At 42.9% G+C, this 26270-nt stretch carries 28 protein-coding genes and 1 riboswitch; of the genes, 13 read left to right on the plus strand and 15 right to left on the minus strand.

Annotated elements, in window-relative coordinates; genetic code table 11:
- Positions 1-333 (minus strand): hypothetical protein (locus RB160_RS21060; protein WP_396954757.1); only part of this gene is annotated, 333 nt, incomplete at its 3' end.
- A 188-nt stretch (positions 334-521) separates the two neighbouring features.
- Here RB160_RS21060 and RB160_RS21065 point away from each other — a divergent pair.
- From RB160_RS21065 to RB160_RS21075, 3 genes are all read left to right on the plus strand, one after another.
- Positions 522-1592, plus strand: a complete 1071-nt coding sequence (locus tag RB160_RS21065; RefSeq protein WP_316572416.1) for a CotH kinase family protein — start codon at positions 522-524, stop codon at positions 1590-1592.
- 115 nt (positions 1593-1707) lie between these two features.
- A complete protein-coding gene (locus RB160_RS21070; RefSeq protein WP_316572417.1) occupies positions 1708-2703 on the plus strand; it encodes a spore coat protein in 996 nt (331 codons plus the stop codon).
- Between the two features lie 141 nt (positions 2704-2844).
- Complete coding sequence (locus RB160_RS21075; protein WP_316572418.1) at positions 2845-3513, plus strand: DUF2642 domain-containing protein; 669 nt, start codon at positions 2845-2847, stop codon at positions 3511-3513.
- A gap of 119 nt (positions 3514-3632) precedes the next feature.
- Here the strand turns inward: RB160_RS21075 and RB160_RS21080 are convergent, their stop codons facing one another.
- Positions 3633-4994 (minus strand): arsenic transporter, encoded by a 1362-nt coding sequence (locus RB160_RS21080; protein ID WP_316572419.1) that lies wholly within the window; start codon positions 4992-4994, stop codon positions 3633-3635.
- 521 nt (positions 4995-5515) lie between these two features.
- On the opposite strand from RB160_RS21080, the gene RB160_RS21085 reads away from it, so the two are divergent.
- The 9 genes from RB160_RS21085 (at position 5516) to RB160_RS21125 (ending at position 13949) form a co-directional block, all read left to right on the plus strand.
- Complete coding sequence (locus RB160_RS21085) at positions 5516-6226, plus strand: class I SAM-dependent methyltransferase (RefSeq protein ID WP_316572420.1); 711 nt, start codon at positions 5516-5518, stop codon at positions 6224-6226.
- A gap of 149 nt (positions 6227-6375) precedes the next feature.
- A riboswitch (cobalamin riboswitch) is annotated at positions 6376-6570 on the plus strand.
- 143 nt (positions 6571-6713) lie between these two features.
- Entirely contained in the window at positions 6714-9002 is a 2289-nt protein-coding gene (locus RB160_RS21090; RefSeq protein WP_316572421.1) for a ribonucleoside-diphosphate reductase subunit alpha, read from the plus strand.
- A 252-nt stretch (positions 9003-9254) separates the two neighbouring features.
- Positions 9255-10301, plus strand: a complete 1047-nt coding sequence (locus tag RB160_RS21095; RefSeq protein ID WP_316572422.1) for a ribonucleotide-diphosphate reductase subunit beta — start codon at positions 9255-9257, stop codon at positions 10299-10301.
- A complete protein-coding gene (locus RB160_RS21100) occupies positions 10282-10746 on the plus strand; it encodes a flavodoxin domain-containing protein (RefSeq protein WP_316572423.1) in 465 nt (154 codons plus the stop codon). The genes RB160_RS21095 and RB160_RS21100 overlap by 20 nt, the downstream gene beginning before the upstream one ends.
- 443 nt (positions 10747-11189) lie before the next feature.
- Positions 11190-12059: a cation diffusion facilitator family transporter gene (locus RB160_RS21105; RefSeq protein WP_316572424.1), complete on the plus strand. Its 870-nt coding sequence runs from the start codon at positions 11190-11192 to the stop codon at positions 12057-12059.
- Positions 12060-12314: 255 nt separating this feature from the next.
- Entirely contained in the window at positions 12315-12641 is a 327-nt protein-coding gene (locus RB160_RS21110) for an ArsR/SmtB family transcription factor (RefSeq protein WP_316572425.1), read from the plus strand.
- 74 nt (positions 12642-12715) lie between these two features.
- Positions 12716-12883 carry a hypothetical protein gene (locus tag RB160_RS21115; protein ID WP_316572426.1) on the plus strand — a complete coding sequence of 56 codons (168 nt, stop codon included), beginning with the start codon at positions 12716-12718 and terminating at the stop codon, positions 12881-12883.
- A gap of 14 nt (positions 12884-12897) precedes the next feature.
- Positions 12898-13758: a permease gene (locus tag RB160_RS21120; RefSeq protein ID WP_316572507.1), complete on the plus strand. Its 861-nt coding sequence runs from the start codon at positions 12898-12900 to the stop codon at positions 13756-13758.
- Between the two features lie 50 nt (positions 13759-13808).
- Positions 13809-13949, plus strand: coding sequence for a hypothetical protein (locus RB160_RS21125; RefSeq protein ID WP_316572427.1), 141 nt, complete (start codon positions 13809-13811; stop codon positions 13947-13949).
- Between the two features lie 93 nt (positions 13950-14042).
- Here RB160_RS21125 and rpiA read toward each other — a convergent pair whose 3' ends face one another.
- The 12 genes from rpiA to RB160_RS21185 form a co-directional block, all read right to left on the minus strand.
- Positions 14043-14741 carry a ribose-5-phosphate isomerase RpiA gene (rpiA, locus tag RB160_RS21130; protein WP_316572428.1) on the minus strand — a complete coding sequence of 233 codons (699 nt, stop codon included), beginning with the start codon at positions 14739-14741 and terminating at the stop codon, positions 14043-14045.
- A gap of 64 nt (positions 14742-14805) precedes the next feature.
- Positions 14806-15423 carry an NAD(P)H:quinone oxidoreductase gene (gene wrbA / locus RB160_RS21135; protein ID WP_316572429.1) on the minus strand — a complete coding sequence of 206 codons (618 nt, stop codon included), beginning with the start codon at positions 15421-15423 and terminating at the stop codon, positions 14806-14808.
- A gap of 95 nt (positions 15424-15518) precedes the next feature.
- Positions 15519-16127 (minus strand): alpha/beta hydrolase, encoded by a 609-nt coding sequence (locus tag RB160_RS21140; RefSeq protein WP_316572430.1) that lies wholly within the window; start codon positions 16125-16127, stop codon positions 15519-15521.
- Between the two features lie 112 nt (positions 16128-16239).
- On the minus strand, positions 16240-16848 hold the full coding sequence (locus tag RB160_RS21145; RefSeq protein ID WP_316572431.1) for a flavin reductase family protein: 609 nt from the start codon (positions 16846-16848) through the stop codon (positions 16240-16242).
- Between the two features lie 23 nt (positions 16849-16871).
- Positions 16872-17810, minus strand: a complete 939-nt coding sequence (locus RB160_RS21150; RefSeq protein WP_316572432.1) for a ring-cleaving dioxygenase — start codon at positions 17808-17810, stop codon at positions 16872-16874.
- A gap of 353 nt (positions 17811-18163) precedes the next feature.
- Positions 18164-18850, minus strand: a complete 687-nt coding sequence (locus RB160_RS21155) for a zinc metallopeptidase (protein WP_316572433.1) — start codon at positions 18848-18850, stop codon at positions 18164-18166.
- A gap of 117 nt (positions 18851-18967) precedes the next feature.
- Positions 18968-20071: an AI-2E family transporter gene (locus tag RB160_RS21160; protein ID WP_316572434.1), complete on the minus strand. Its 1104-nt coding sequence runs from the start codon at positions 20069-20071 to the stop codon at positions 18968-18970.
- Positions 20072-20259: 188 nt separating this feature from the next.
- A complete protein-coding gene (arsC, locus tag RB160_RS21165; protein ID WP_316572435.1) occupies positions 20260-20682 on the minus strand; it encodes an arsenate reductase (thioredoxin) in 423 nt (140 codons plus the stop codon).
- A gap of 28 nt (positions 20683-20710) precedes the next feature.
- Complete coding sequence (locus RB160_RS21170; RefSeq protein WP_316572436.1) at positions 20711-22009, minus strand: arsenic transporter; 1299 nt, start codon at positions 22007-22009, stop codon at positions 20711-20713.
- A gap of 15 nt (positions 22010-22024) precedes the next feature.
- Positions 22025-22372, minus strand: a complete 348-nt coding sequence (locus tag RB160_RS21175; protein ID WP_316572437.1) for an ArsR/SmtB family transcription factor — start codon at positions 22370-22372, stop codon at positions 22025-22027.
- A gap of 108 nt (positions 22373-22480) precedes the next feature.
- A complete protein-coding gene (locus RB160_RS21180; RefSeq protein WP_316572438.1) occupies positions 22481-23896 on the minus strand; it encodes a SpoVR family protein in 1416 nt (471 codons plus the stop codon).
- An 884-nt stretch (positions 23897-24780) separates the two neighbouring features.
- Positions 24781-25095, minus strand: coding sequence for a DUF3889 domain-containing protein (locus tag RB160_RS21185; protein WP_316572439.1), 315 nt, complete (start codon positions 25093-25095; stop codon positions 24781-24783).
- 189 nt (positions 25096-25284) lie between these two features.
- Here RB160_RS21185 and RB160_RS21190 point away from each other — a divergent pair, with 189 nt between their 5' ends.
- Positions 25285-25539, plus strand: coding sequence for a YhdB family protein (locus tag RB160_RS21190; protein WP_316572440.1), 255 nt, complete (start codon positions 25285-25287; stop codon positions 25537-25539).
- 86 nt (positions 25540-25625) lie between these two features.
- Here the strand turns inward: RB160_RS21190 and RB160_RS21195 are convergent, their stop codons facing one another.
- On the minus strand, positions 25626-26270 hold the full coding sequence (locus RB160_RS21195) for a response regulator (protein WP_316572441.1): 645 nt from the start codon (positions 26268-26270) through the stop codon (positions 25626-25628).

Consider the following 26270-nt stretch of genomic DNA (forward strand, 5'->3'; position numbering starts at 1 on the left):
GCGACCTGTCGTACGGCGGCGACCTGTCGTACGGCGGCGACCTGTTGTGCGGCGGCGGCCTGTCGTACGGTGGCGGCCTGTTGTGCGGCGGCGGCCTGTCGTACAGCGGCGACCTGTTGTGCGGCGGCGACCTGTCGTGCGGCGGCGGCCTGTCGTGCGGCGGCGGTGCTTTTTATGGTGACGGCCTGGTCCGTGAGAGCGGCCCGACTTATGGTGACGGCCTGTCCGTGACCTTTTATTAGCTACGGGTTCCTGATGTAAAAAACCCTCCATGCCGTGGGATGTAATATCCTTAACAGCCTGCTGGATATCTCTTCCTGCTAACTTTTGCATAACTAACCCTCCAATCAATTATCAGTAGAAGAAGTGCATTTCCTCCTTCATCCTGTATTACAATGTACGTTTTAGAACTTGGCATGTATAGACAAACATAACTGTTTTTATAAAAATATACTTTTGTCTAAAGAACTTCTTTTTGATTGAGGACATACGATTTAGGGAATGCAAAAGGAGGGCTAGCGATGAATTTACCTAAATTTGAAATTTTTATTAACCCTATTGATCTGAAGGAACTAAAGTCAGATGTCTGGAACGATGAACCCGTACCTGCGTCCTTAAGGATCAATAAAAAACGAGTTGAAATTGACCTATCCTATAGAGGTTCACATATTAGGGAGTTTTCTAAGAAGTCCTATCATATTTCACTTTTCAATTTCAAGGGAATCAATGAACTCCATTTAAACGCTGAATATAAGGATCCTTCATTGATTCGCAATAAACTTTCCCTCGATTTTTTTTCAAGCATTGGCTGCCTTTCCCCTTCGTCCAAGCATGTCCTTCTTTCCATCAATGGAAAAACAGAGGGAGTGTACCTTCAACTGGAATCGGTCGACCACAACTTTTTAAAAAAACGAGGACTTCCCCAAGGCCCAATATTCTATGCAATAAATGATGATGCCAATTTTTCATTAATTAGCCCAATCGATAATGAAGCAAAAGCGGACCTTTATGCGGGTTATGAAAGAAAAACAGGATTGAAAAGCGATGCTCTTGTACTGGCTGAATTTATCTACCTTTTAAATACAACTGGAAAACTGGAGTTTGAAACGATTATTCCAAAACACTTGAATATTGAACAATACTTTAAATGGTTGGCAGGTGTAGTATGCACACAAAATTTTGATGGATTTGTCCACAATTATGCGCTTTATCGCAATGAAAGGACCGGCCTTTTTGAAATTCTCCCTTGGGATTATGATGCTACATGGGGACGGGATATTAATGGTGAGGAGATGAGATATGACTATCTTCGTATTGAAGGTTTTAATACTTTGACCGCAAGGCTGTTGGACATCGATAAATTCAGAAAGCAATATGCTAATATAATGCGGAAGATATTAGATGAAAATTTTACAAAAGAATCAATCGAACCCCAAATCCTAGCCCTTCACTCTTCCATCCGACCCTTTTTGAACCAAGATCCCTATGTACGTGATCAGATTGAAATTTTTGACAAGGAGCCCGATTTTATCCTCCAGTTTCTAAAGGACAGGCAAAACTACCTAAAAACTCATTTACATGACCTTGAATAGTCAGAGGCAAAGTTTTATTAAATAGGCCAATTCTTCATGCATTACAAGACTAGGTTACGTATATATGGAGTATATCTATCCCCTATGGATAAATGACAAGGAGGAAATGAATTAAATGGAAAGAAAAAAAAATAAACAAGCTTCGGCCTCATCTCCCCTGGATTCCTACCATTCCTTTCTTAAATCTCTAGTTGGCCAGGAGGTGCAAGTATATAAAGGCGGTCCTGAAAGTAAAAAGGGAAGATTAATGGATGTTCAATCAGACTATATATGCCTCCACGCCCAGGATGAGAATAAAGATAAGGATAAGGACAAGGACAAAGAAAAGGATAAGAGCAAATCCTCCATTGTTTATTACCGTACCGAACACCTCCAAAGTATCAGCGAAAATACCAAGTCCAATTCCATGCCCCGTTTTGATGAGGATGACTCTGATACTTGTGAGTTTCATAGTGCTGGAAGCTTCAACGCATTAATGAAACATTTTATCAAAAAGCAAGCGCAAATTAACCTTGGAGGCCCGGAATCTAAGAGCGGCATGGTTTTGGCAGTTTCGGGATCCTATATCGCCTTATTGACTGAGGATGATGGGGTTGTATATTACAATATCCACCACATTAAGAGCATCAGCGAATCGAACTACAAACAAAATGAGGAAAATGGCGGGCAGGAATTCCTCATACCAGAATTTATTGAAGCTGATGATTTCCATGATTTATTCGGAAAGATGAGCCATAAATGGGTGTCAATTAACAGGGGCGGCCCTCAAGCGATTGAAGGAGTACTCGTCCAGGGAATAGGCGGCCATTATACAATTGTCAATAATGATGAGGTTTTAAGAATCAATCCCTTCCATATTAAAAATATAAGCTGCGGCCCAAAAGGCTCCTATAAAAAAGCAAAACAGTCCAACCAAAAATCGTCCAATGAAAAAAACGAAGAATCCGAATCCTCCGATGAATCCATGTCAATTCAAAGCGAACAAAAAAAACATAAAAGTTCAGGCAGGAAAACTTCCGGAAGAACTTCAAGTAGCTCTTCAAGCAGTTCCATGGATCATCGCTTCGAAAAAGTAATAAAAACAATTGATTATATTTGGAAGCCCAGATAAAACCTGTCCATAAAGCCCAGGCATTCTCCTATTCAAGCAGAATGCCTGGGGCAACTTTTTAAAATGCCTAATGGACCCATGCAGTGTAATATTTAGAGAGCCTGCCAACTGCCCTCTCTTTGCTGAAAAGGGGTATCAAAAGTGAAAAATGTTTTAGCCTTAAAAGGGCAAAAGATAGAAATCGAGATTTCTGGCAAGACGTTATTTCAGGGGATTCTTATCGATATAGGCCAGGATATTATCGTTCTATTTAATGGAAAGGATTATTTATACATTCCTTTTTCACATATTCATAATTTGCGGCCTGATGATCAGATTGAACTTGAATTTGAGGGTGAACCTCCTGAAATGCCTATCTTTGAAGAAACAAAATCAGTTTCTTATCGTAAGACCCTTACCAATGCCAAAGGCAAATTCGTTGAGATTTTTGTAACGGGGAACAAATCCATTCATGGATATATCCTTAGCGTGCTAAATGATTATTTTGTCTTCTACTCTCCTATTTACAAAACGATGCTAATCTCGTTAAATCATTTAAAATGGCTTACACCTTATCAAACCAATTCCACTCCTTATACGCTTCCAAACGAGGAATTGCCCGTAAAGCCAGTCAGCATTCCATTGCAGCGCTCATTTGAGGAGCAGCTAAAAAAACTTGAAGGAAAATTAGTTGTATTCGATCTTGGGGACCATCCCAAAAAAATCGGACTGCTAAAACTGATACATGAGAATATAGCCGAGCTGAATATTGCAAGTGGCGAAACTATCTACTGGAAAGTACCTCATATTAAAATGATACACTGGCCATAATGTTTATGAGATGCACCTTAAACCTGTCCTACGTGTGGAGGGCAGGTTTTAAGGCGTTCAAAGGAACAGCAACAAGGCAAAGACCATTTAGCCGTGGTGATGTTCCCATTCGCCTTTCTTTAGAGTGACTTTCCATTAAATATAAACTCAATCCACAGATATAAAATCACCAAGGTAAACAGAACGGTTGCAGGAATAACCCTGATCGTGACACGAATATATTCTCCCCAGCTAATCGCAACCTTTCCTTTTTTCAGGATATGCATCCACATTAATGTTGCCAGCGTTCCGATTGGAAGGAATAACGCTCCTATATCACTTCCGATGATATTTGCTAGATAAACAGTCTTTACGGTGATTGGATCCAACCCCATATTTGTAAGCGCCAATGTACCAATCATCAACGCTGGATGATTATTGAATATGTTTGAAATAATTGAAAGGGTACCACCCATTACTAAACTAGCATGGAATAGGCTTTCATTAACCAATTCATGGAGATGGACGATTAGGATATCCGTCAGCCCAATATTATGGAGACCATAAATCAAGATATACATTGTGTATGCAAAGACTAAAATATGCCATGGCGTCTTTGCAGCCATATCCGTTGGGGGCACCTTAAGGTAAATCCATCTCCACCCCAAAAGAAGTACCGAGCCAAGGACTGCGATTATTTCCATTGGAATACCAACATAGGAAGCGACAAAGAGGCCCAATCTTATCAAAAAGACAAACATCAAAATTCCAATCATGATTTTCTTTTGCTTTTTATGTTCGGGTGCTAAATGATTATCCTGAAGCGGATGATAGTTGTGTTCTTTAAAATCACTTGTCAGCGTAATATGCGCTATTTTACGGGGAATATCATTTCTGAATACGAGATAAAGCAGCGTAGATAAAAATAGTAACCCAAGTATTCCCGGAGTAAACATGAGGAGCGTATGAAGATAAAGATCCATCCCTATTATTTTTAAGGCAATAAGGTTGACGATATTGCTTACTCCTATGGGTGCACTTGAAGCGGTTGCAATTAAGGCTCCGCTTAAAAGGTAGGGGATTTTCTGGCGCCTTTTCAGTTTAAGCTTTTTTAATAGAAGAATTAAAATTGGGGTGGTGATAAGAATACTTCCATCATTATTGAAGAAAATCGTCATCAGGAAGCAAAATAGATTCGTCAGCCAAAACAATCTCCTGCCATTTCCCCGTGCAAGATTTGAAAGGACCGCAATCGACCATTTAAAGAAACCAACACTTTCTAGTACAAGCACCATCACAATTGTTGAGATGATAGTAATGGCCGCACCACTCACCTTCGAGCTAATATCTATTAAGTTTGCCAGAGTGATGTTTCCCCAAATGACTACTGCGAGTGCCCCGATTGTTGAAGGAATTGCTTCATTTAATCCTTTAGGCCTCCAGAAAATAAAAAGCATTGTCAATATAAAAAATGTAATCGTTACGAACACTTCAGTGCCCATTATCTATGCAATCCTCTCTTTTTTAGAGGTTAATCCTTTTTTTCGTTTAAAGCTTTCCCCTCCTTGTTTAGTTCTTTTATCAGGATGTACTGTATGTATACGTTACTGCAAATAGCCTTGTACTAAACGATTGAACTATTTCTCGTAAAATCAACTCCTATCATCCAAGTACATTTACCTATTAAAGATAGTTGCACCTCCTACTGACCACAAACAGCTCCAGAACCGTTTGTCATATTTGTAATATTTGTAATGAATTATTGTAAATTATAAAATTGGCCACCTAATATAGCACAGCTTCCAGCATTCCTGAGCAGGCCTTTTTATTCAAAGGACAATTACATAAGAATGATCTTAAACCTTTAAATTCGAGCCAATACATACACTAAAAGGTTTATTTATACTCCCCATCCGCTTAGGTAGATCAGAATTTTTAATACTTCCTTAATATGTCTGTAATGGTTATTAATGGTGACAACGGTAGAATGGAATAGTATACGATTCGGAAAGAGGTGATGTTGATGGTAACAATAATTTCAAGCAACGAGGAACTTCTATTCATGCTTGATGAGCTGTTAAGAGAGGAATCCAAGTTCAATTGGGACGAGTTTTATGTTAATCGAGATCGGAACGTCCCCTTTTTCAGGAACCTTCCTGATGAAAATCTTGTAGGCTATTTTAAAAAAGGGCTTTTAACTCCCGGGACTGCACTTGAACTTGGCTGCGGTTCTGGACGTAACGCTTTTTTCCTGGCCCAAATGGGGTGCCAAGTAGATGCGATTGATTCGTCTCGTGAAGCTTTGGATTGGGGAATGGAAAGGGCCAGGCACCATAAAATCGATGTCAGTTTCATCCTTGGCAATATTTTTGAATTTAACTTAATAAATGGGAGCTATGATTTCGTTTATGATTCCGGGTGTTTTCATCACATTCCCCCGCATCGGAGGATGGGATACCTTGAGCTGGTTGCAAATGCATTGAAGCCGGGAGGGCACTTTGGCCTTACCTGCTTTGTCGAAGGCGGGGAACTTGGCGGTTCTTCCCTTTCAGACCTCGAGGTATACAAGCTCCGGACGCTGCAAGGAGGCCTCGGATTTACAGAAGAAAAAATTAGGTATGTTTTTCGTGACTTTGAGGCTGTTGAATTGAGGAAAATGAAACAAGCGAATGAGCATGAAGGGGTTTTTGGCGTAAATGGGCTATGGACTGCTCTTTTCAAAAAAAGGACATAATTCATCAAGGGCAAAAAGCAGTTCGGGCACTGGATTAAAATGTTTTATTAAAAATGAAAATGTTTTTGCTTGCCAACTAGAAGTGATTCAGATACCATAGAGAACATACTCAATATATTGATAAAAAGAAAAATAGTATAACTATATATAGTATTGCCTTGAGATTGGATGCCGTTAGGCTTAATAGGGAATCCGGTGAGAATCCGGAGCTGCCCCCGCAACTGTAAATGCAGACGAAATGGACAAACCACTTTACAACGTGCTTTAACAAGGTGCCTGTAAGGGAAGGGTCCAGAGTAGAATGACGCATGAGTCAGGAGACCTGTCCTCTCTTAAGCTGTTTCACTTCCTCGGGGATTGGGAAGATGAAACGATGGCAATCAGAAGGCAGGTTATTGCTCTAGTATCACTTCCCTCCTTTTGATGTGATCGTTTCATCCGCTCAGTTCATGAGCGGATTTTTTATTTTAATTTTGGAGGGATGATTATGGGAAAACAACTACAGGCTAATTATTCAAGCATCTTGCAGGCTCTTGAAGAAACTGCTAAAGAGTATGGTTTGGACTGTTCGCAGATAAAAGACAAGTTGATTGAATTGGAGGCTTCAGAAGTAGAAGCTGGACAGCAGGCTTTGTATTACGCATTGAACAATATCGCCATCGACCAGCCCGACTGGACATTTGTGGCGGCCCGGATTTACCTGGAGCAATTGTACAGGGAAGCTGCTGAAACCCGTGGCTATGCCAGCCAATTGAAATACGGTAGCTTTTACAGCCTGATAACGAAACTCACCGACATGAACATATATTCGCCGTCTCTTTTGTCCACTTATTCAAAAGAAGAGATTGATGAGTTATCACGGGAGATAGAGCCTGCAAGAGACAAGCTTTTCACCTACATAGGATTGTTTTTGTTTGCGGATCGTTATCTGGCCAGAGACTATGCGCGCAATCTATTTGAGCTCCCGCAAGAACGTTTTATGGTCATTGCCATGACGCTGATGATGCAAGAAGACAAAGCGAAAAGGCTCGGACTTGTCAAAGAGGCCTATTGGGCGATGAGCAATTTATATTTGACTGTTGCTACCCCTACCCTCTCCAATGCAGGGAAAAGCTACGGCCAACTTTCATCCTGTTTTATCGATACGGTTGAGGACTCGCTTGATGGCATCTATTTGAACAATTGGGATATCGCCCGCCTTAGCAAGGATGGCGGCGGAATCGGCATTTATTTTGGAAAGGTACGTGCCCTTGGTTCCGATATTAAAGGCTTCAAAGGGATGTCTTCCGGGGTAGTGCCGTGGATAAGGCTAATCAACGATACTGCCGTCAGCGTCGACCAGCTTGGTCAAAGGCAAGGCGCCATCGCCATTTACCTTGATATTTTCCATAAGGACATTATGAATGGATTCCTCGATTTAAAAACGAACAACGGCGATGAAAGACGAAAGGCCCACGATATCTTTACCGGCGTCGCCATCCCGGACCTTTTCATGGAAAAACTGCTGGAGACTGATGAAAACGGGAGAAGCATTGGCGATTGGCACACCTTCTGCCCTCACCAGGTGAAGCAGCTTATGGGCTGGCGCGACGGGGAAGGGCATCCTCTTGGCCTTGAAGACTTTTACGATGAAAAGGAAAGGAGACTGTTCACGGAAAAATACTACGAAGCTGTTAACAATCCGCTTTTGCCGCGGAAAACGTACCGGGCGATGGATATTATGGCAAGGATTATGGTTGCACAGCTTGAAACAGGCACCCCCTATATGTTTTACAGGGATGAAGTGAACAGGCAAAATCCGAACAAGCACCTTTCCGGGGAAGGCAGGACTGCTATTTATTGCAGCAATTTATGCACGGAAATTGCACAGAATATGTCCCCTACCACGATTGTAAAAGAATACTTGAACGAAGATGGAGACATCGTGATTGTCCGCAGGCCAGGTGATTTTGTCGTCTGCAACCTATCATCCATCAATCTATCAAAAGCCGTTCCGGCAGAAGTTCTAAATAGGCTGATTTCAATTCAAGTAAGAATGCTTGATAATGCAATCGATTTAAATACTATTCCTGTTGGCCAGGCCCAGCAGACGAACAAAAAATTCAGGGCGGTTGGGCTTGGAACATTCGGGTGGCACCACCTCCTCGCCCTCAGGGGAATCCAGTGGGAAAGTGAGGACGCTGTTACCTATGCAGATAAGCTTTATGAAGATGTAGCCTACTATGCGATTCGCGCCTCCATGGAGCTTGCAAAGGAAAAGGGCCCTTACAGCAAATTCCCTGGATCTGAATGGGAAACAGGAAGATACTTCGAGCGGCGGAGCTATTCATCCAGCCGCTGGGCCAAACTTAAAGAAGATGTCCGGAAAAATGGAATCAGGAATGGCTGGCTAATGGCCGTTGCGCCAAACTCTTCAACCGCCAAAATCGGCGGCTCGACGGATGGTATCGATCCTCTCTATTCAGTTGAATACGCAGAGGAAAAGAAGAATTTCAAATTCAAGGTAACAGCTCCCGATCTGAACCATATCACCTATAATTTTTACCGGCGTGCGCGGCATGAACTCGACCAAACCTGGAGCATCCGCCAAAATGCAAAACGGCAGCGCCATATTGACCAGTCGATCAGCTTCAATCTCTATGTAAGGCACGACATTAAAGCAAAAGATCTGTTGAACCTTCATTTGGAGGCATGGAAACTAGGCCTAAAGACCACCTATTATGTACGGAGCACGTCCCAGGAGGAAATCCAGGAATGTGAAGCATGCCACAGTTAAGCAGAAAAGCGTAAGCGCCCGTTTAGCGCCGTATGGACTGGAAGGCCCCGATGGAGATAAAGGAAACACGATGAGCGAAAGCGAATCGATGTTGACTTATCGTAGCGAGGGGACCGAAGTACACTAGGCGTTGGGCGTTCCTCGGAAAAGAAGAACGCTTTTCCTTCGTGCGATGTTATGCTGCCGAAGCGTTCCTTGTGGAGCTAGACACATTTTATACATTTCTTTTATTTCAATGAAAGGAGAACAATCATGGAAACATATGCCCCATTGAAAAAAAGCAACCTATTAAACCACGATGAGCCCAATCGCTCAACAGGAATCATTAACGGCCAGTCATCGGGACTGCTCAACTGGAATGATATTGCCTATCCGCAAATGTATGACCTATACCAGACTCTGCTGTCCAACTTCTGGAAAGCACAGGAGATCAATATGCAGGACGACATCAAGCAATGGGATTCTTTAAGCGCTGTTGAAAAAGATATTTTCCTGCGGGTCAACACTCAGCTTGCCTCCCTTGACAGCCTGCAAACACCGACAATGAGCCAAGTGATGGATTATGTTACGGATTCCAGCTTTAAAGCGATTTTTGCGGTCATTTCACAGCAGGAAGCCGTCCATAACGAATCGTATTCGTATGTGTTAAGCTCCTTGGTCCCTTTAAGTGAGCAGAATAAGAGATTCAATGAAGCAAAGGCTGACCCTATCGTGCAAAAAAGGAACAAGCTGATTTTGGATGCCTATGAAAAATTTCGTCAAACACCTTCGCCACAGCATCTATTTGAGTTAGGGGTCAATTCAATTATTTTGGAGGGGATTTATTTTTATGCGGGATTTGCATTTTTCTATAATCTCGCCCGCCAGCAAAAAATGCTGAAGACGAGCACCATGATCAGCTATATACAACGCGATGAAATGCAGCACGCCTATTTTATATCCCAATTCATCCGAATCCTCCTCGCCGAAAATCCAAGCCTAAATACAGAAAAGAATATCCAATATATTTACGAGGCAATCGGCAAAGCAGTGGATTTGGAAAATGAATGGGCAGCCGAAATCCTGAAAGAGATTGATGGGATTAACTTGGCTGAATTCAAAGGATACGTCGAGTATTTGGCCAATAAGCGGCTACGGCAGCTAGGTCTGAAAAACCTTTATGACGACCGGGATAACCCGATGCCATGGATCCAAGTTTTCAGTGATGAAATGATCAATGAGACGAAATCCGATTTTTTCGAACAAAAATCACGGACGTATACGAAGGTTACCCAATCAAATGGCTTTGACGAATTATGAAATGGAGATTGCAATTGTTTACACTTCAGTAACCGGCAATACGAGAGTTTTAGCGGAAAATATTAAATTCGTTTTTCAACAATACGGCATATCCCCTTCTCTATTTGAAGCAAGCCTTTTTCCATGCGAAATACTGAAGGACTTTGATGCAATCGCAATCGCAACCTACACATGGGGAAATGGGGAAGTCCCATCGAGTATGCATCCGATTTATGAAGCCTTTGAACAATCGGATACAAAACACGTTATTACTGGGATTGCCGGGACCGGAGACAGCTTCTACCCGCATTTTTGCGGGGCGGTGGATGCTTTCAGGGACATGCTGTTCGTTCAAACAACACTTGCAGCGACATTGAAGGTTGAATTGGCCCCCCAGGACACTGACCTCCCCCGTTGCCGCCTGTTTGTGGAGAGCATTCTGAAACGGGTAAGACAAAGAAAGTAAATCAAAACGAAAAGCACGGTTTCTCCCGCGCTTTTCGTTTTCCCCTAATTTAAGCAAGCTGGCCTTTCTCTCCCGGCTACTTTTCACCTCGTTCAACCTAGTTGAGCAGATGTTATACTTATATGATTCATATTTTGTAGGAACGGCTGAATGCAAAGAAAATGGCCGAACAACAGATGTAAAAAATATTTAAGCCAACTATTTCGTGCTGGCTTTTTTCATTTTTCAGAGCCAATGATTTAAGGTCCCATAAGCCCTAGTGCAAAGACTGCTGTCATATCAGGCTTTGATTGTCTCTCCACGAGTTGCCCGTACTTTTTATCCTGGTTAACTTTCTTTACCATGCCTTATTTAGTTAAAAACACACAAAACTCTTGCCCTAGACCCACACGGTTACTGAATGTTATGGTTATGGAGGAGTTTTTCAAGAGGCGGTGGGTTCAGTGGAAGAGCAAAAGTACAAGGATTTAAAACTTGGGGAACGCGGGGCCATCATAAGCATAGTGGCCTACCTCGTACTCTCCTGTTCAAAGCTAATCATTGGGTATATGAGCGAGTCTGCAGCCCTAAAAGCGGACGGGTTAAATAATACAACCGATATTATAGCCTCTGTCGCTGTACTGATCGGACTGAAAATTTCACAAAAGCCTGCAGATGAAAATCACAAATATGGCCACTGGAAAAGCGAAACCATTGCTTCAATGGTAGCTTCGTTCATTATGGCTGCTGTGGGAATTCAAGTGCTAATTGATGGATTCACTTCCATGTTTCATAGCGGGAAAGAGTCCCCTGATATTATCGCCGCTTATGTCGCCCTTGTTTCCGCGATCGCTATGTATTTTGTATATCGGTACAATAATAAACTTGCGATAAAAATTAATAGCAGTTCCGTTTCGGCAGCGGCGAAAGATAACCTATCGGATGCCTGGGTCAGTATTGGTACTGCCATCGGTATTTTCGGCTCGCAACTGAACATGCCTTGGTTAGACACAGTAACAGCCATAGTTGTAGGGTTTTTAATTTGTAAAACAGCCTGGGATATTTTTAAACAAGCCTCACATGAACTATCGGATGGTTTTGATGAAAAAAAGCTTGATCTCTACAAGGAAATTATTTTAAACGTTAAAGATGTGAAAGGCATAAAAGAAATCAAAGGACGATATTACGGCAATAACGAGGTCATTGATTGTGTGATTCTTGTAAATCCAACACTCGGAATCAAGGAAGCACATGATATCGCAACCCTCGTTGAGAAAATTATGATGGAAGAGCATGGCGTATACGATGTCCATGTCCATGTGGAACCACTTTAGGTATAGGGAGCTTTCCCTCCAGCCGGCAAAGTTTGTTTGGCACTTGCTTATTTCGGCTTTGTGGGGAGAAGCTCTTTTTTTATCCCATAAAAGCTTAGTTTCAGGAGGGCTCAGCCGTGTGAAATTCGCTGTGTTTTTATAGACAATAAAAAAGTTCTTTTAAATCAAAAAAAATTGATTTTTAGTGTTGCAATTCGGATATACTGGAACTATAATACAATTAATCAATAAATTTTGATGAAAGGAAGATACCGAATGGAAAAGACAATCCCACTGACGGATGTTTCCCTGCTGAATACTTTTGGGACATACGAGCAAAAATTCAAAGCACTCGCTGACCAAAAACGGCTTCAGATCTTAAACCTTCTTTGCCAGCAAGATTCCATCTGTGTTTGCGATTTAGCCGACATGATCGACATGCAGCAATCAAAGCTGTCGTACCACTTGAAAATCCTGCTTGACGCCAAGTTGATTTCAAAGGAAACAAAGGGCACCTGGAGCTATTACGCGATTAACGAGAAGGAAATCAAACATTTACTGTCACCCGAGTTATGCTGCCTATTCAGGCCTACTTCCTGTTAGGCCTTCAGGGTTTACCATAAATCAATTTTTTTTGATTAATAAATCAACTTTATTTGATTAAGGGGGAAAAAGCAATGACAATGTTCGATATTGAACTGATTATCGAAGTGAAGCAACGGGAAATTGAAGAGAACGCAAAGGATGCTTGGAAACACTCCTATCCTAAGGAAGAAAGAAACGTTTTTAGTTTTTTCAAAAAGAAAACGAAGGTGAACGATTGCCCTCATTTGTGCGAGGCATAGGAGGATAAGTTATGATGGACTTTTTAAAAAGTTTCCTTGGAATCGCGGCCGAACTGACCTTCCTTTTTATTATTATCAGTTTTGCCATCAGCCTGCTTCAAGGATATATACCGTATGAAAAAATTGAACGGAAGCTGACCGGTGGCAATAGATTTCTTGCAAGCATCATCGCCATCGTTTTTGCTTTTATCACACCATTCTGCTCTTGCTCTACCATTCCGGTTGTCGTCAACATGCTAAAGAACAAAATTCCATTTTCAATTACAATGGTCTTCCTATTCGCCTCGCCGGTCCTGGATCCGACCATCCTGACTATCATGGGAGTCGTAATGGGCTGGAAAGTAACTGCTCTCTATACGTTAATTACTTCCATGTTATCAATCGTCATCGGCTTTTCACTCGATAAACTCGGGTTTGAACGCCATGTAAAAAATGTTGTGATGAAGGGATATGAGCAGCCAAACCGTAAATTCAACTGGAGGTATGCGGTTAGTGAAACTCTTTCCCTCATGAAAAATGTCTATCCTTATTTACTGTTTGGAGCCTTTATCGGTGCGGCCATTCATGGATTAGTTCCCACACACTTTATCGCTGAATGGTTCGGACACGACCAATGGTGGCTAATCCCTATCGCGGCTATCATCGGGATTCCTTTATATATTCGACTTTCAAGCATGATTCCAATCTCCCAGATCCTGATTGCAAAAGGTATGGCTCTTGGCCCGGTTATGGCGCTCATGATTTCTTCCGCTGGTGCAAGCCTTCCGGAGGTGGTCCTATTAAAATCCATCTTCCGCAAACAGCTGGTCATCGCGTTTGTACTTTCTGTCATTACGATGAGCACGGTGTCAGGCTTCGTATTCTTCTTTGTTTAAGATGGTTTTTTAATCAAAAATTTTCGATTAATGAAAGGAGGTGAACTGAAATGCTGGACTTCATTAAAAAATTCCTTGGACAGAATACCGAAGCGGATTGCTGTTCTGTGGAAATTAAAGAGGTTGAAGAACATCAAACTAGAATTGCGCTCTGCTGCGAGAGCCAATCAAGTGAAAAGTGCTGCAATTAAGTAATTCATTTTGGTACCTAGGTATATAGGTACCTTTTTCCTTTCACTCCCTAACTTTCTATATATAACGTAACCTCCTGGATGTTGGAATTCTCATTGATGAATAGTGTTTGTTACTTGTTTCTCCCTCTCCATGATTATTACTTCCTTGTTTCTATCCATGGTTATGACCATGTCAGCCATCCCTATAAAAAGGCCATTATCCACTACGCCTGGAATCATATTCAAGTCATGCTCCATTTCATGTGGGGCCAATATTTTAGGGCATGCACAATCGAGGATATAGTTCCCATTATCTGTAATAAAAGGGGTCCCATCAACCATTCTTATTTCAGGATTGATCCCAAGCTTTTGTATATGCCTTTTGGTCGCTTCCACCCCAAAAGGGACGATTTCGACTGGCAATGGAAAAGAGCCAAGCCAGTCAACCAATTTACTGGAGTCTGCTACAATGATTAATTTCTTTGCAGCTTTGGCTACTATTTTTTCACGTAATAATGCACCACCGCCGCCTTTTATTAATTCTAAGCTGCTGCTGACTTCATCAGCCCCATCAATAGCAATATCAATTTCATCTATCTCATTGAATGATGTTAGAGGGATATTTAATTCGGTTGCTATTTTTGCCGTTTGGCTTGATGTTGGAATTCCTTTAATGGAATAACCCTGTTGAACAAGTTTTCCAAGCAATTGTAGGGTGTAATAAACTGTGGAGCCTGTTCCTAATCCAACTACGATATCTTCCTTTAAAAATTCTACTGCTTTTTCTCCAACAGCCTTTTTTTCATTCAAAAGCTCCGCCTCCCATATAGTAAAAGAGCTAATCAAATATCATTTGATTAGCTCCCATACTCCATTATTGATTTCCTTTTTTAACCCACTCAGCGACTTGGACAGTACGTTTTGCTTGGTGCTTAACTGCCGGTTCTGCCTGGGAAGCATCTTTCATTTTCCCATCTTCACCGACTGTGACACTTGTCCCGTACGGATTGCCTCCTGCGCCAAATAATACAGGATCCGTGTAGCCTGGTGGCGCGATAATTGCTCCCCAGTGCATCATTGACGTATAGAGGGAAAGAATTGTCGCTTCCTGGCCTCCATGTGGATTCTGGGCAGAAGTCATGGCACTGACAACTTTGTTAACTGTTTTTCCAGTTGCCCATAATCCTCCCTGAGTATCAAGGAACTGCTTCATTTGGGAAGGCATATTCCCAAATCTTGTAGGAACGCTGAAGATGATCGCATCGGCCCATTCAAGATCTTCAGAGGTGACAACGGGAACATCCTTTGTTGCTTCTGTCGTCCGTTTCCACACTTCATTTCCCTGTACGACGGATTCAGGAGCCAATTCCTGTACTTTAAATACCTTTACCTCTGCACCTGCTTCTCTTGCGCCTTCCTCGGCCCACTTAGCAAGTTGGAAGTTCGTGCCACCCATACTGTAAAAAATGACTGCTAGTTTGACATTTGACATTTTTTCTTCCTCCTTACTTTTGGATCTCCCAAATAATCTGGATAAAAATCCCATACTCATATCACCCTTTAGTATATTACCCTAATTATTTCTTTTCATTCCAAAACTTTTCGAAACCACTCTGCAGCCGCTTCGACTTCTGATATAGTCAGTTGATGCCCACGATTTTCCCAATGAATCTCAACTTCTGCACCCGCTTTTTCCAATAAAGACTGGAGTTCAGCCGATTCGGTTGGTGAACAGATTGGATCGTTTGTTCCCGCGGCGATAAACACTGATGTTCCTAACAAATCAGGAAGTTCCAAGCCCCGCAGCGGTACCATTGGATGATGCAGGATTGCCCCCTTCAGTGCATTTTGGTAATGGAATAATAAACTTGCAGCTATATTTGCTCCATTCGAGTAACCTATGGCAACAATGTTGTCACGGTCAAATCCATAGTTTTTGGCCGCCTCATCAAGAAATTCATTTAATTCCCGGGTTCGGTAAACAAGATCCTCTTCATCGAAGACACCTTCCGCCAATCTCCTGAAGAAGCGCGGCATTCCATTTTCCAGTACATTGCCGCGGACACTCAAAACAGAAGCCTCATCATCTATTCTTCCCGCAAGCGGAAGCAGGTCCAATTCATTTCCTCCTGTGCCATGAAGCAAAAGCAAAGTCGGTCTTGTTAAATCCTTTCCCTTGTTAAATATATGTTTCATTTTTCTCCCTCCAAAACATGAACGTGCACAAGATGCATCGTTTTCTTTCATTTCTTTCCTTCTTAGGAAGGCCGGACTTGGCAAGTTCCGATCCAGAGCTTGTAGAGGAAACCTATTCAGGCCGCTCAATTGAAAAGATTTCACCTATTTTCGCGTAATTTGTTCCTGCCAACCGACTGACGGCAGCCAAGCCATTGGGATCTATTCGCCCATTTTCATAAATGTCAGGTTCAATATGGAATTGAACCACTCTCCCTATGATCATATCGCATCCGATTGAATCTTCATCACCCAGCTCCAAGTTCTGTTCCAATCTACATTCCATCCTAATCTTGGCTTCCTTAACCCCAGGAACTGAAACTTTCACACTATTAACCGGGGTTAAATTTGCCATCTCGATCTCGCTTTGATCAGGAGGAAGGCTTGCCGCTGTTTTATTTATTTTTTCAACATTTTGCTCATCAACAATATGGACAACAAATTCCTTGGAATGGATGATGTTCCTTGCAGTATCCTTTTGTCTTCCGTCTCTCCTTTGAATCGAAAGGGAGATCATCGGAGGATTGGAAGATACAATGTTAAAGTAACTGAAAGGTGCACCGTTCAAAACGGCGTCTTTTGATAATGTGGTAACGAAAGCAATCGGCCTGGGTATGATACTCCCAATTAGGAACTTGTAATTTTCTCTTTCGGTATTCTTGGACGGATCTATAGAAAGCAATCGTATCATCCTTTTTCCTTTAATCAGTCTAGGTTCCTGACTTCAAACGGCAGCAACTTCCGCTCAATTCGCTCCCTTAACTGCTCATACCGCGAAGGAAGCATCAATTTTGCGCCCATTGTCTCTTGTGATTCATCATGGGCAAATCCGGGAGGGTCTGTCGCAATTTCAAAAAGGATCTCACCATGTTCCCTGAAATAGATGGCATTGAAATAATTCCTGTCCTGTACAGGCGTTACTCCATATCCATTTGCGGCCACGTATGATTGCCAATCCAATTGGTCCTCATCATCGATTGCCCTCCAAGCAATATGGTGAACTGTTCCTACGCCCATTTGGCCTCGCCCAGTCGGAATGGCTTTCAAATCAATCACATTTCCGATGTCTGCTGAAGAACGGAACCGAAGGAAGTCACCTTCACTGCCAATGAATTCAAGGCCCATAACCTTTTCCAGCAAGTCTGCCGTTTTATCAGGCTGGGCGGAAAAGAGAGTTGCCCCTCCAAACCCCTTAATGGCCACTTCCGGAGTAACATCTCCGAAAGTCCAGTGATTTAGTTCCCCTTCTTCTCTCTCGACAATCTCCAGACGTAAGCCATGGGTGTCCTCGAATTGCAGATACTTCTCACCGAAACGCTCTGTTTTCGAAAAAGAAATTTTAAACTTTTCAAGCCTCTTCTCCCAAAATTCCATAGCCCCCGATGGGACCGCATACGAAGTTACCCCAACCTGGCCATCACCGATTCTTCCTTTATATGCTCCTGCCCACGGGAAGAAGGTGATAATGGTTCCAGGCTGCCCACCAGCGTTGCCAAAATAAAGGTGATACGTTCCAGGATCATCAAAATTGACGGTTTGCTTCACCAGTCGCAGTCCGAGCACTCCTGCATAGAAATCAACGTTTTCCTGAGGATGGCCTACAATAGCTGTTATATGATGGATTCCCATTGTTTTTTTGCCCATTTTTTTCACTCCTTGTTAGGTATGTCTATTTTGTTCTGAATTGTTATAAAAAACTCTTCCCTCATTATTTTTAATTAAACACTCTTGGACTCAAGACTATTTTTTTAAAAAAAGGGAGGAGAGAGTATTTCCTATTGAAGTTGTACCTGCAAAAGAATGCAACGTATTGAAATTCCTTTAAGTTGAATATCTTTAATTCGAGATAATAATAGCATCAGATTTTTCACATGTCAACTAAAGGTACTGAATGGGACTCTCCTTAAGTCGGCTTCCGTATGTAAAAAGGAATCTTCCTGTTAATGAGAAAGGTAAAGGGAACCTTCTGCTTTTGAAGGTTCCCTTTACTAATTGCATTAATTCTCTTCATTGCTGTTCGTAAACAACCAAAGATATTCGGCTAGTTGCAAGACAGATACGAGCGTCGCAGCCACATACGTTAAAGCCGCGGCATTCAAAACCTTACCTGCCGATCTTTCTTCATTGTTTTTTATGAAGCCCAACTTAATCATGAAATCCTTAGCCCGTTTGCTAGCGTTAAATTCAACGGGAAGAGTAATTACCTGAAAAGCAACAGCCGCACTAAACGCAATAATTCCCAACAGCATTAACCCAGATAGTTTAAAAAAGAACCCACCCAGCAACAATAAAGGGGCTATTCCCGATGAAAAATTCACGACCGGAAACAATTTGTGCCTAGCGACAAGCATCGGGTAGTGCACTTTGTCCTGAATCGCATGTCCAATTTCATGGCAGGCGACAGACTGGGATGCCACAGAATTCCCAAAATAAACAGGCTCCGACAATCGAACTACCTTCGATATCGGATCGTAATGGTCAGTTAACGTTCCTTGCACACATTCTATCCGTATATGATGCAGGCCATGTTCATCAAGCATCTGCCTTGCCGCCTCAGCACCGGTCAATCCAGATGACGCGGGAACATTCATATATTTTTTAAAAGTCCCTTTCACCCTAAATTGCGCCCATAGGCTTAATCCGAAAGCCAGTAGAATTAGTATCGTCCATGGTGTAAAAAACAAAGTCCATCTCTCCTTTAATCATTTAAGACAAATATATATACGAAAAAAGGCGGAATAGGTTTCATGAAATATTCTTTTAATATAATAAAAAGTAAAAAAAGAACCTGAGCCAATGGCTTAGGTTCCTGCCTTTGCAATATTCTCTCTTTTTCTGGCTTTTAAAAATCTTACCAGGTTCAGGATGATCGTTTTTGTTACGGCATAAGTTGGAACAGCAAGTACCATTCCCAACACTCCAGCCAGATTACCCGCGGCTAATAATATAATGATGATTGTAGCCGGGTGTGTATCCAATGTTTTTCCTAAAATCATCGGGGAGAGGAGATTTCCTTCAATTTGCTGGGCGATCAGGATTACAACAATCACTAGTAACGCTTTTGTCGGGGAATCAAAAAATCCTACAAGGACAGCAGGTGCTCCCCCAATAATCGGCCCCACATACGGTATCATATTTGTAACGGCCACGATTAACGCCATAATTAATGCGTAGCGCAAATCGATGATCAAGTAACCGATGAAAGCCAATGTTCCGACCGACAAGGCCACAATGACCTGTCCCTGGATATATGCGGATAGTGTTTCGCCGGTTTCTCTCAGGATTTTTAATCCTTCTTCACGATAATCAATCGGAATGAACTTCGATACCGCTATCGGGAAATTTCGGCCATCTTTAAACATGTAGAATAACAGGAACGGGACGGTTACCAGTATGATCACGATATTTGTAACGATTCCAAAAAAGCCTTTAAGCCCGCTTGTCAGCCTGTTCGGCAGTGTATTGGCAAACTCAATCAGCCGCTGCTTGCCTGTCTCAATCATTTCCTGCTGCTCTTTCTTAAAGCTTTCGAACTCGGACGATTGGATAACGTCATAAATATAATCGCTGGTTTTGGCGGCAAGGACGGGAAGATCATTCGCCAGCTCAGTTGCCTGCTTTGATACAGCTGGAACCAAATTACTGAACACCAAAACGAGCAGGCCGGTAAACACTGCATATATGATCAATATCGATGCTGTCCTCGGAAGTTTCTTGCGTTCCAGGAAATTAACTACTGGATTCAAAAGGAAATAAAGAAAGCCGGTAATCAATATTGGAAAGAACACAGTCGAAAAAAAGATCCCCACCGGTTTGAAGATAAACGAGATTTTTGTAGCCACGAAAATAATGGTCATAATAAGTAAGATTTGAATCAGCCAATATTGCAATTTAGATTTAGACAATGTATGTACCTCTTACAATCATTTTGCTAAAAGTATACCAGACTCGCGTGCCGTTGCTCAAGATTAAACATTTATAGGTTACATTATTAGGTAAGCACTAAAGGAAATTGATGCTTGTGTAGCAATTTGAGTACATGCCTGTCGGGCAGCACATTGCCGAGTCGGGGTTTCATCTGTGGCTCTACTGTTTACTTGCCTGTATCTGCGAATGTCTTGATCCTGTCGCCAATTTCATCGCGAACACGCTGGAAGAACTTCCATTTCTCTTCCTCTGTTCCCTCTGCTTTTGCAGGGTCATCAAATCCCCAGTGTTCTCTTTTCACATTCGGAGGGGTTACCGGGCAATGGTCAGCCGCATGGCCGCATAAGGTGACGACTAAATCGGCTTTGTTCAGGATTTGGGAGTCAATCACATCGGAAGTCTGGTTGGAGATATCGATTCCTAATTCCTTCATTGCTTTTACAGCGTTAGGGTTCAAGCCGTGTGCTTCTAGGCCTGCACTTTTAACCTCCCACTCACCGCTGTTAAGGTATTTTTTTGCCCATCCTTCAGCCATTTGGCTACGGCAGGAGTTTCCTGTACATAAGAAGTAGATTGTTTTTTTAGCCATGTCGAATTGCTCCTTTTAATAAAGATCTTTAAGAAATAATTAACAACCATATATATAGTCCTATCAGTGTGATAAATAGGGTAGGAATGGTTAGCAAGATTCCTGTTTTAAAGTACGTTCCCCATGATATTTTGACCCCTTTTAGGGACAAGACATGAAGCCATAACAATGTGGCGAGTGAACCAATCGGGGTGATTTTCGGACCCAAATCCGAGCCGATTACATTCGCGTAAATCAATGCCTCTCTTACCACACCTGTCGTATTCGTTTCAGCAATGGCAAGTGCATCAATCATGACCGTAGGCATATTGTTCATAATCGACGAGAGGATGGCTGCGATGAAGCCCATGCCGACTGTTGCAGCAAATAAACCATGATTCGCTGTCCATTGAATCAGGTCGGCCAAAACACTTGTCAATCCAGCATTTCTCAACCCATAGACAACAACATACATGCCAATTGAGAAGAAGACTATATTCCATGGTGCACCTTTTAAAACATTCCTAGTGTCCACCACTGGGCTTTTCCTGCCCATGAACAAGAAGAAGACCGCGACGATTCCAGCGACAATTGAAACTGGGATATTCAGTATCTCACTGATAAAATATCCGGCAAGCAGGACCACAAGAACAATCCATGACAGCCGGAACATTTTCTCGTCCTTGATTGCTTCGACCGGTCTCTTAAGATGTCCCAAGTTGTACTTCTTGGGAATGCTCTTCTTGAAATAAAGGTACAGAACAAGGATACTTGCGAACAATGAAAAGAAATTCGGGACGATCATCCTTGATGCAAATTCATTGAAACCAATATTAAAAAAATCAGCAGAAACAATGTTCACTAGGTTACTTACCACAAGGGGCAATGACGTTGTATCAGCGATAAAGCCACTCGCGATAATGAACGGGAAAACCATATTCTCTTCAAACTTCAAGTTCCTCACCATTGCGAGAACGATTGGTGTGAGTATTAGAGCTGCTCCGTCATTTGCAAACAACGCTGCAACAAGGGCACCCAATATCCCAATGTAGACGAACATTTTAATTCCGTTCCCTTTTGCTGCTCGTGCCATATGCAATGCGGCCCATTCAAAGAAACCAATCTCATCGAGAAGTAAGGAGATGATGATAATTGCAATGAACGAAAAAGTTGCATTCCAAACGATTTGGGTAACATCGATAACATCCGCAAAATCAACCACTCCTACGAGTAGAGCAAGGATGGCACCACCGCATGCAGACCATCCAATGGATAGATTTCTGGGCTGCCATATGACTAAAAGTAGGGTTACCAAAAATATCAAAATAGCAAGTACTGATAAGACCAAAACCAAACCTCCAAATTAACAGCCGCAACGCATTGTTGGGTTGCTTTTTAGTATCTGTTCCATTTTTTCTTTTTGTTCCGGAACAAACTCCAGGACACTTTCCAAAAGCGGGAAAGCATCGCTGTTTTTATTAATCGAATAAAAAATCCACTGGCCTTTCCGCTCCTCTTTGACAAGGCCTGCATCTTTCAGTTTCCGCAAGTGCTGGCTGATGGAAGGCTGGCTCATGTCGAAAACCTCGAGTAGTTCACATACGCATAGTTCCCGCATCTTGAGAAGAGCCATCATTGTCAGCCTCGTCCTGTCTCCAAGAAGTTTTAGCACAAGAGATGCTTGTTCAATCTCGATCTTAGTTTGTTGCATACGTTTGTACTCCCCCTTTTTCCTTTATTAGAATATAACTATTTGCTTATATGTTCAACAAAATATCAAAAAAAAACTAGGCAGCCCCCAATAGGTGCTGCCCTCTCATTATAAATACTTCCGGTGTATGCCCTTCCCATCATAGGTAAACAGCATGCCCCTATCCTCAATCATCGTTTCGATGTGGACAGTCCTGCCCCAAAGCTGATAAATATAAGGAAGCACCTTTTCCAAATACTTCACATCCAGTTCGATTCCCTCAAACCAGTGCTTCAAGTAAAGCTCGCCGTTTTTCATATAATCGCCGTCATTTACAGTAATGTACGGGAAACCTCCGTTGACGCGCATACTGACAAGCCGGTCGCGGACTTTCTCCCATTCCTTGTCGACAATTTTATACTCCTTCCCCTGCTTTTGGAACAAATACATGTCTTCCCGCATGACGAGATCCTTGGTCAGGTAGTTCCTTAAGAAAGAAATATCCGAATCCATCTCCCTTACCTCGAACATCTTCTCACGCCCGGAACCAGGCTTGACTCCCCTCCGCTTCATCTCATCTGTCGGGTTGTTGTACCGCTCCTCAATGTCTTCAAAAATCTTAATACCCAAGTAATACGGGTTGATTCCAGTTTTTGAAGGCTGAACGACACCCGCATTCAACTTCGCGAATTCAATTGCCTCGGCGCTTGTCAGGTCCATCTCCCGGATAATCCGTTGGTGCCAGTAGGAGGCCCAGCCTTCGTTCATGATTTTCGTCTCAAGCTGTGGCCAGAAATAAAGCATTTCCTCCCTCATCATCGTCAGGATGTCGCGCTGCCATGGTTCAAGCTCCCTGCTGTATGTTTCTATGAATAAGAGAAGGTCCTTTTCCGGCTTCGGTGGGAATTTTTTGGCCCTGTTTTTCCCCTTCTGTTTATTTGACGGCTTCTCATCAAGCTTCCAAAGATCATCATAAGGGCTAGGCGGACGGTCCTGGCTTTCCTCTTCTTCCTCATCTTCCATTGACCAGGAAAGCTTCGGGCGCATGAGGGATGGATCGATGTGCTCATCGATTGCCAGGACGGCATCCAAGAATGTTTCGACTTCCTTTTTTCCGTACGTGATTTCATAATTTCGGACCCGCTCGGCAGTCGCAGCCATGCTTTCGACCATATCCCGTTTTGTGTTTTGGAAACGGACATTATTTTTGAAAAAATCGCAGTGGGCCAGGACATGAGCGACGATCAATTTATTCTGGATCAGGCTGTTGCTGTCGAGAAGAAACGCGTAACAGGGGTTTGAATTGATGACCAGTTCATAAATTTTGCTAAGGCCAAGGTCATATTGAAGCTTCATCTTATAAAACTGCTTGCCGAAGCTCCAGTGCGAAAACCGGGTCGGCATACCGTAAGCCCCAAACGTATAAATAATATCTGCTGGGCAAATTTCGTACCGCATCGGGTAAAAATCAAGGCCGAAGCCGCTTGCGATTTCCGTAATTTCCCCTATCGCGCGCTCCAGCTTCTTCCTCTCCTCGCTGTTCATATAGCTATTCCCCCTCTTTTCCTCTTACAACAATGTATGAACATAATGGGGGGATAGTTGTATTCTTTTTTTAAAAATCACAGAAAAAAAGTGCGAACGCGGATGCGTTCCTCACTTTAGGCATATGTTACCTGGCTCCGCTGCTTTCCTTGTTTACTTTAACCGGCGCGGTTGCCTTAGTTGGAACCGGCTGGTCATTCCGTTTAGGTACTAGGTTATCGTTTAACGCCCGAAGGACCCTCCGGCCACTGCTGTTCGGGCTTTAAATTCTCTTTTAACGCCCGAAGGACCCGATGGCTACTGCTGTTCGGGCTTTAAATCCTCTTTTAACGACCGAAGGACCCGAAGACCTCTACTGTTCGGGCTTTAAAGCCTCTTTTAACGACCGAAGAACCCGATGACCACCGCTGTTCGGGCTTTAAATCCTCTTGTAACGACCGAAGGACCCGACGACCACTACTGTTCGGGCTGTAAATCCTCTTGTAACGACCGAAGGACCCGACGACCACTACTGTTCGGGCTGTAAATCCTCTTGTAACGACCGAAGGACCCGAAGACCACTACTGTTCGGGCTTTAAATCCTCTTTTAACGACCGAAGAACCCGATGACCACCGCTGTTCGGGCTTTAAATCCTCTTTTAATGACCGAAAGACTTGCCGGCCAATGCTGTTCGGGGTTTAAATCCTCTTTTAACGACCGATAGACCTGCCGGCCAATGCTGTTCGGGCTTTAAATCCTCTTTTAACGACCGAAGGACCCAAAGGCCACCGCTTGCGGACTGCAAAACGCCTTGGGACAGGCAATGGACGGCCTGTCCCAGCGATGAAAAAACAGTTAAAGAATTGCAAATCAACCTATTTATGGTAAAGTGCTGAACATAATTTTATCTCTCAGGCTCAACCTTCAGCGAGAGTAGTTTTTTCGCAGTTAAACTATGCGTTATGGTTACCCTGACAAAAAAAGTTTTGCCTTTCTCTTCAACTTTGAATCGGAAGGTATCCGCCACATCCCATTCTTTCACTTTTGTTCGGCCAAGGTACTCATAGTCCCTAATAGGGTCTCCGGGAAAGTCGGCATTGATAACCGCCATCGCGATTCTTCCGTACTTTTCATAATCAGGGGGTTGGGCCTCAATTTGATGTGGCTGTATCGCCATGAATGCCAGGACGGCTATAAATACAGCAACCAATTTTTTCATGTTCAACAGTCCTTTCCTGCTATCTCATCGTATAGTGTGGCTCGGCTTAAAATTCCTATGCATCATGGCCTGTTTCTAACCCTGGCAGTTGTTACAAAGCCTTTCAAACAGGCATCTCCAACATTTTCAGCGAAACTTTCCACTCGAACTCCATACACTAATTTCAACTCCTGATAAGGAGGAGAAAAAATGAATAAACTGGATTATGACAGGGCGCTTTATTATGTACACCGCTCCCAATGGGACAATCTCCTGATACTCATGGTTCGGACACGGGACCATTTTCTGTCAAAAAAAATCGAGCATTTTCTCCATGCTTACCATTTCGAGCATGATTACTCGGTTCTTGAGAAAAAGCTTTATTCTCTGCTGCGCTATCTCGACCATGCGGCAGACGTACCCGAAAACGCTCCACAACAGTTGCCGGCATACAGTTTAACCTGAACAATTCAGGCGAATTCCACCGTTATGTTAAAAAGCACAGCCACCACGGCTGTGCTCTTTACATAAAGAAATGTCCCCAAAGCCTATCACTCGTCTACAAGCCCGTTCTTTACCGCATACAAGGCGGCCTGGGTCCTGTCCGCAAGTTCTAGCTTGGCAAGGATGCTTGATACATGGGTTTTCACTGTTTTTTCAGTTATAAACAGGGAGGTGGAAATTTCCTTATTGCTCTTTCCGCTGGCGATTTCCATTAGTACTTCCACTTCCCTCTTTGTCAGCTCATCAAGCTGTTTCCGGGCCTCCCTTTTGCTTCCTGAAAATTGTGATAGCAAATGGGAGGTCGCTTTCGGATGAAGCTGATTTTCGCCGGAGCAAAGCTTGCGGATGGAATTGGCGAGTTCATCTGGTTCGATATCCTTCAGTTGATAACCTGTCGCGCCCGCTTCAATGGCCGGAATTACATGGTTTTGATCCGAAAAGCTAGTCAGGATCATAATTTTCATATCCGGCTGGCCTTTCTTTATTGTCGCCGTTGCGCTGATCCCATCCATTACCGGCATATCAAGGTCCATCAAGACGATATCCGGATTCAGTTCAGCCGCCATAGCCACAGCTTCCTGGCCATTTTTGGCCTCCCCTATGATCTCGAAATCCTCCTGCGTTTTTAAAAAGAACGCAAGCCCCCTGCGAACGACATTGTGGTCATCGGCGATTAAAATTCGAATTCCCAT

Source organism: Neobacillus sp. YIM B06451, assembly GCF_032667185.1.
GTDB lineage: Bacteria > Bacillota > Bacilli > Bacillales > Cytobacillaceae > Bacillus_D.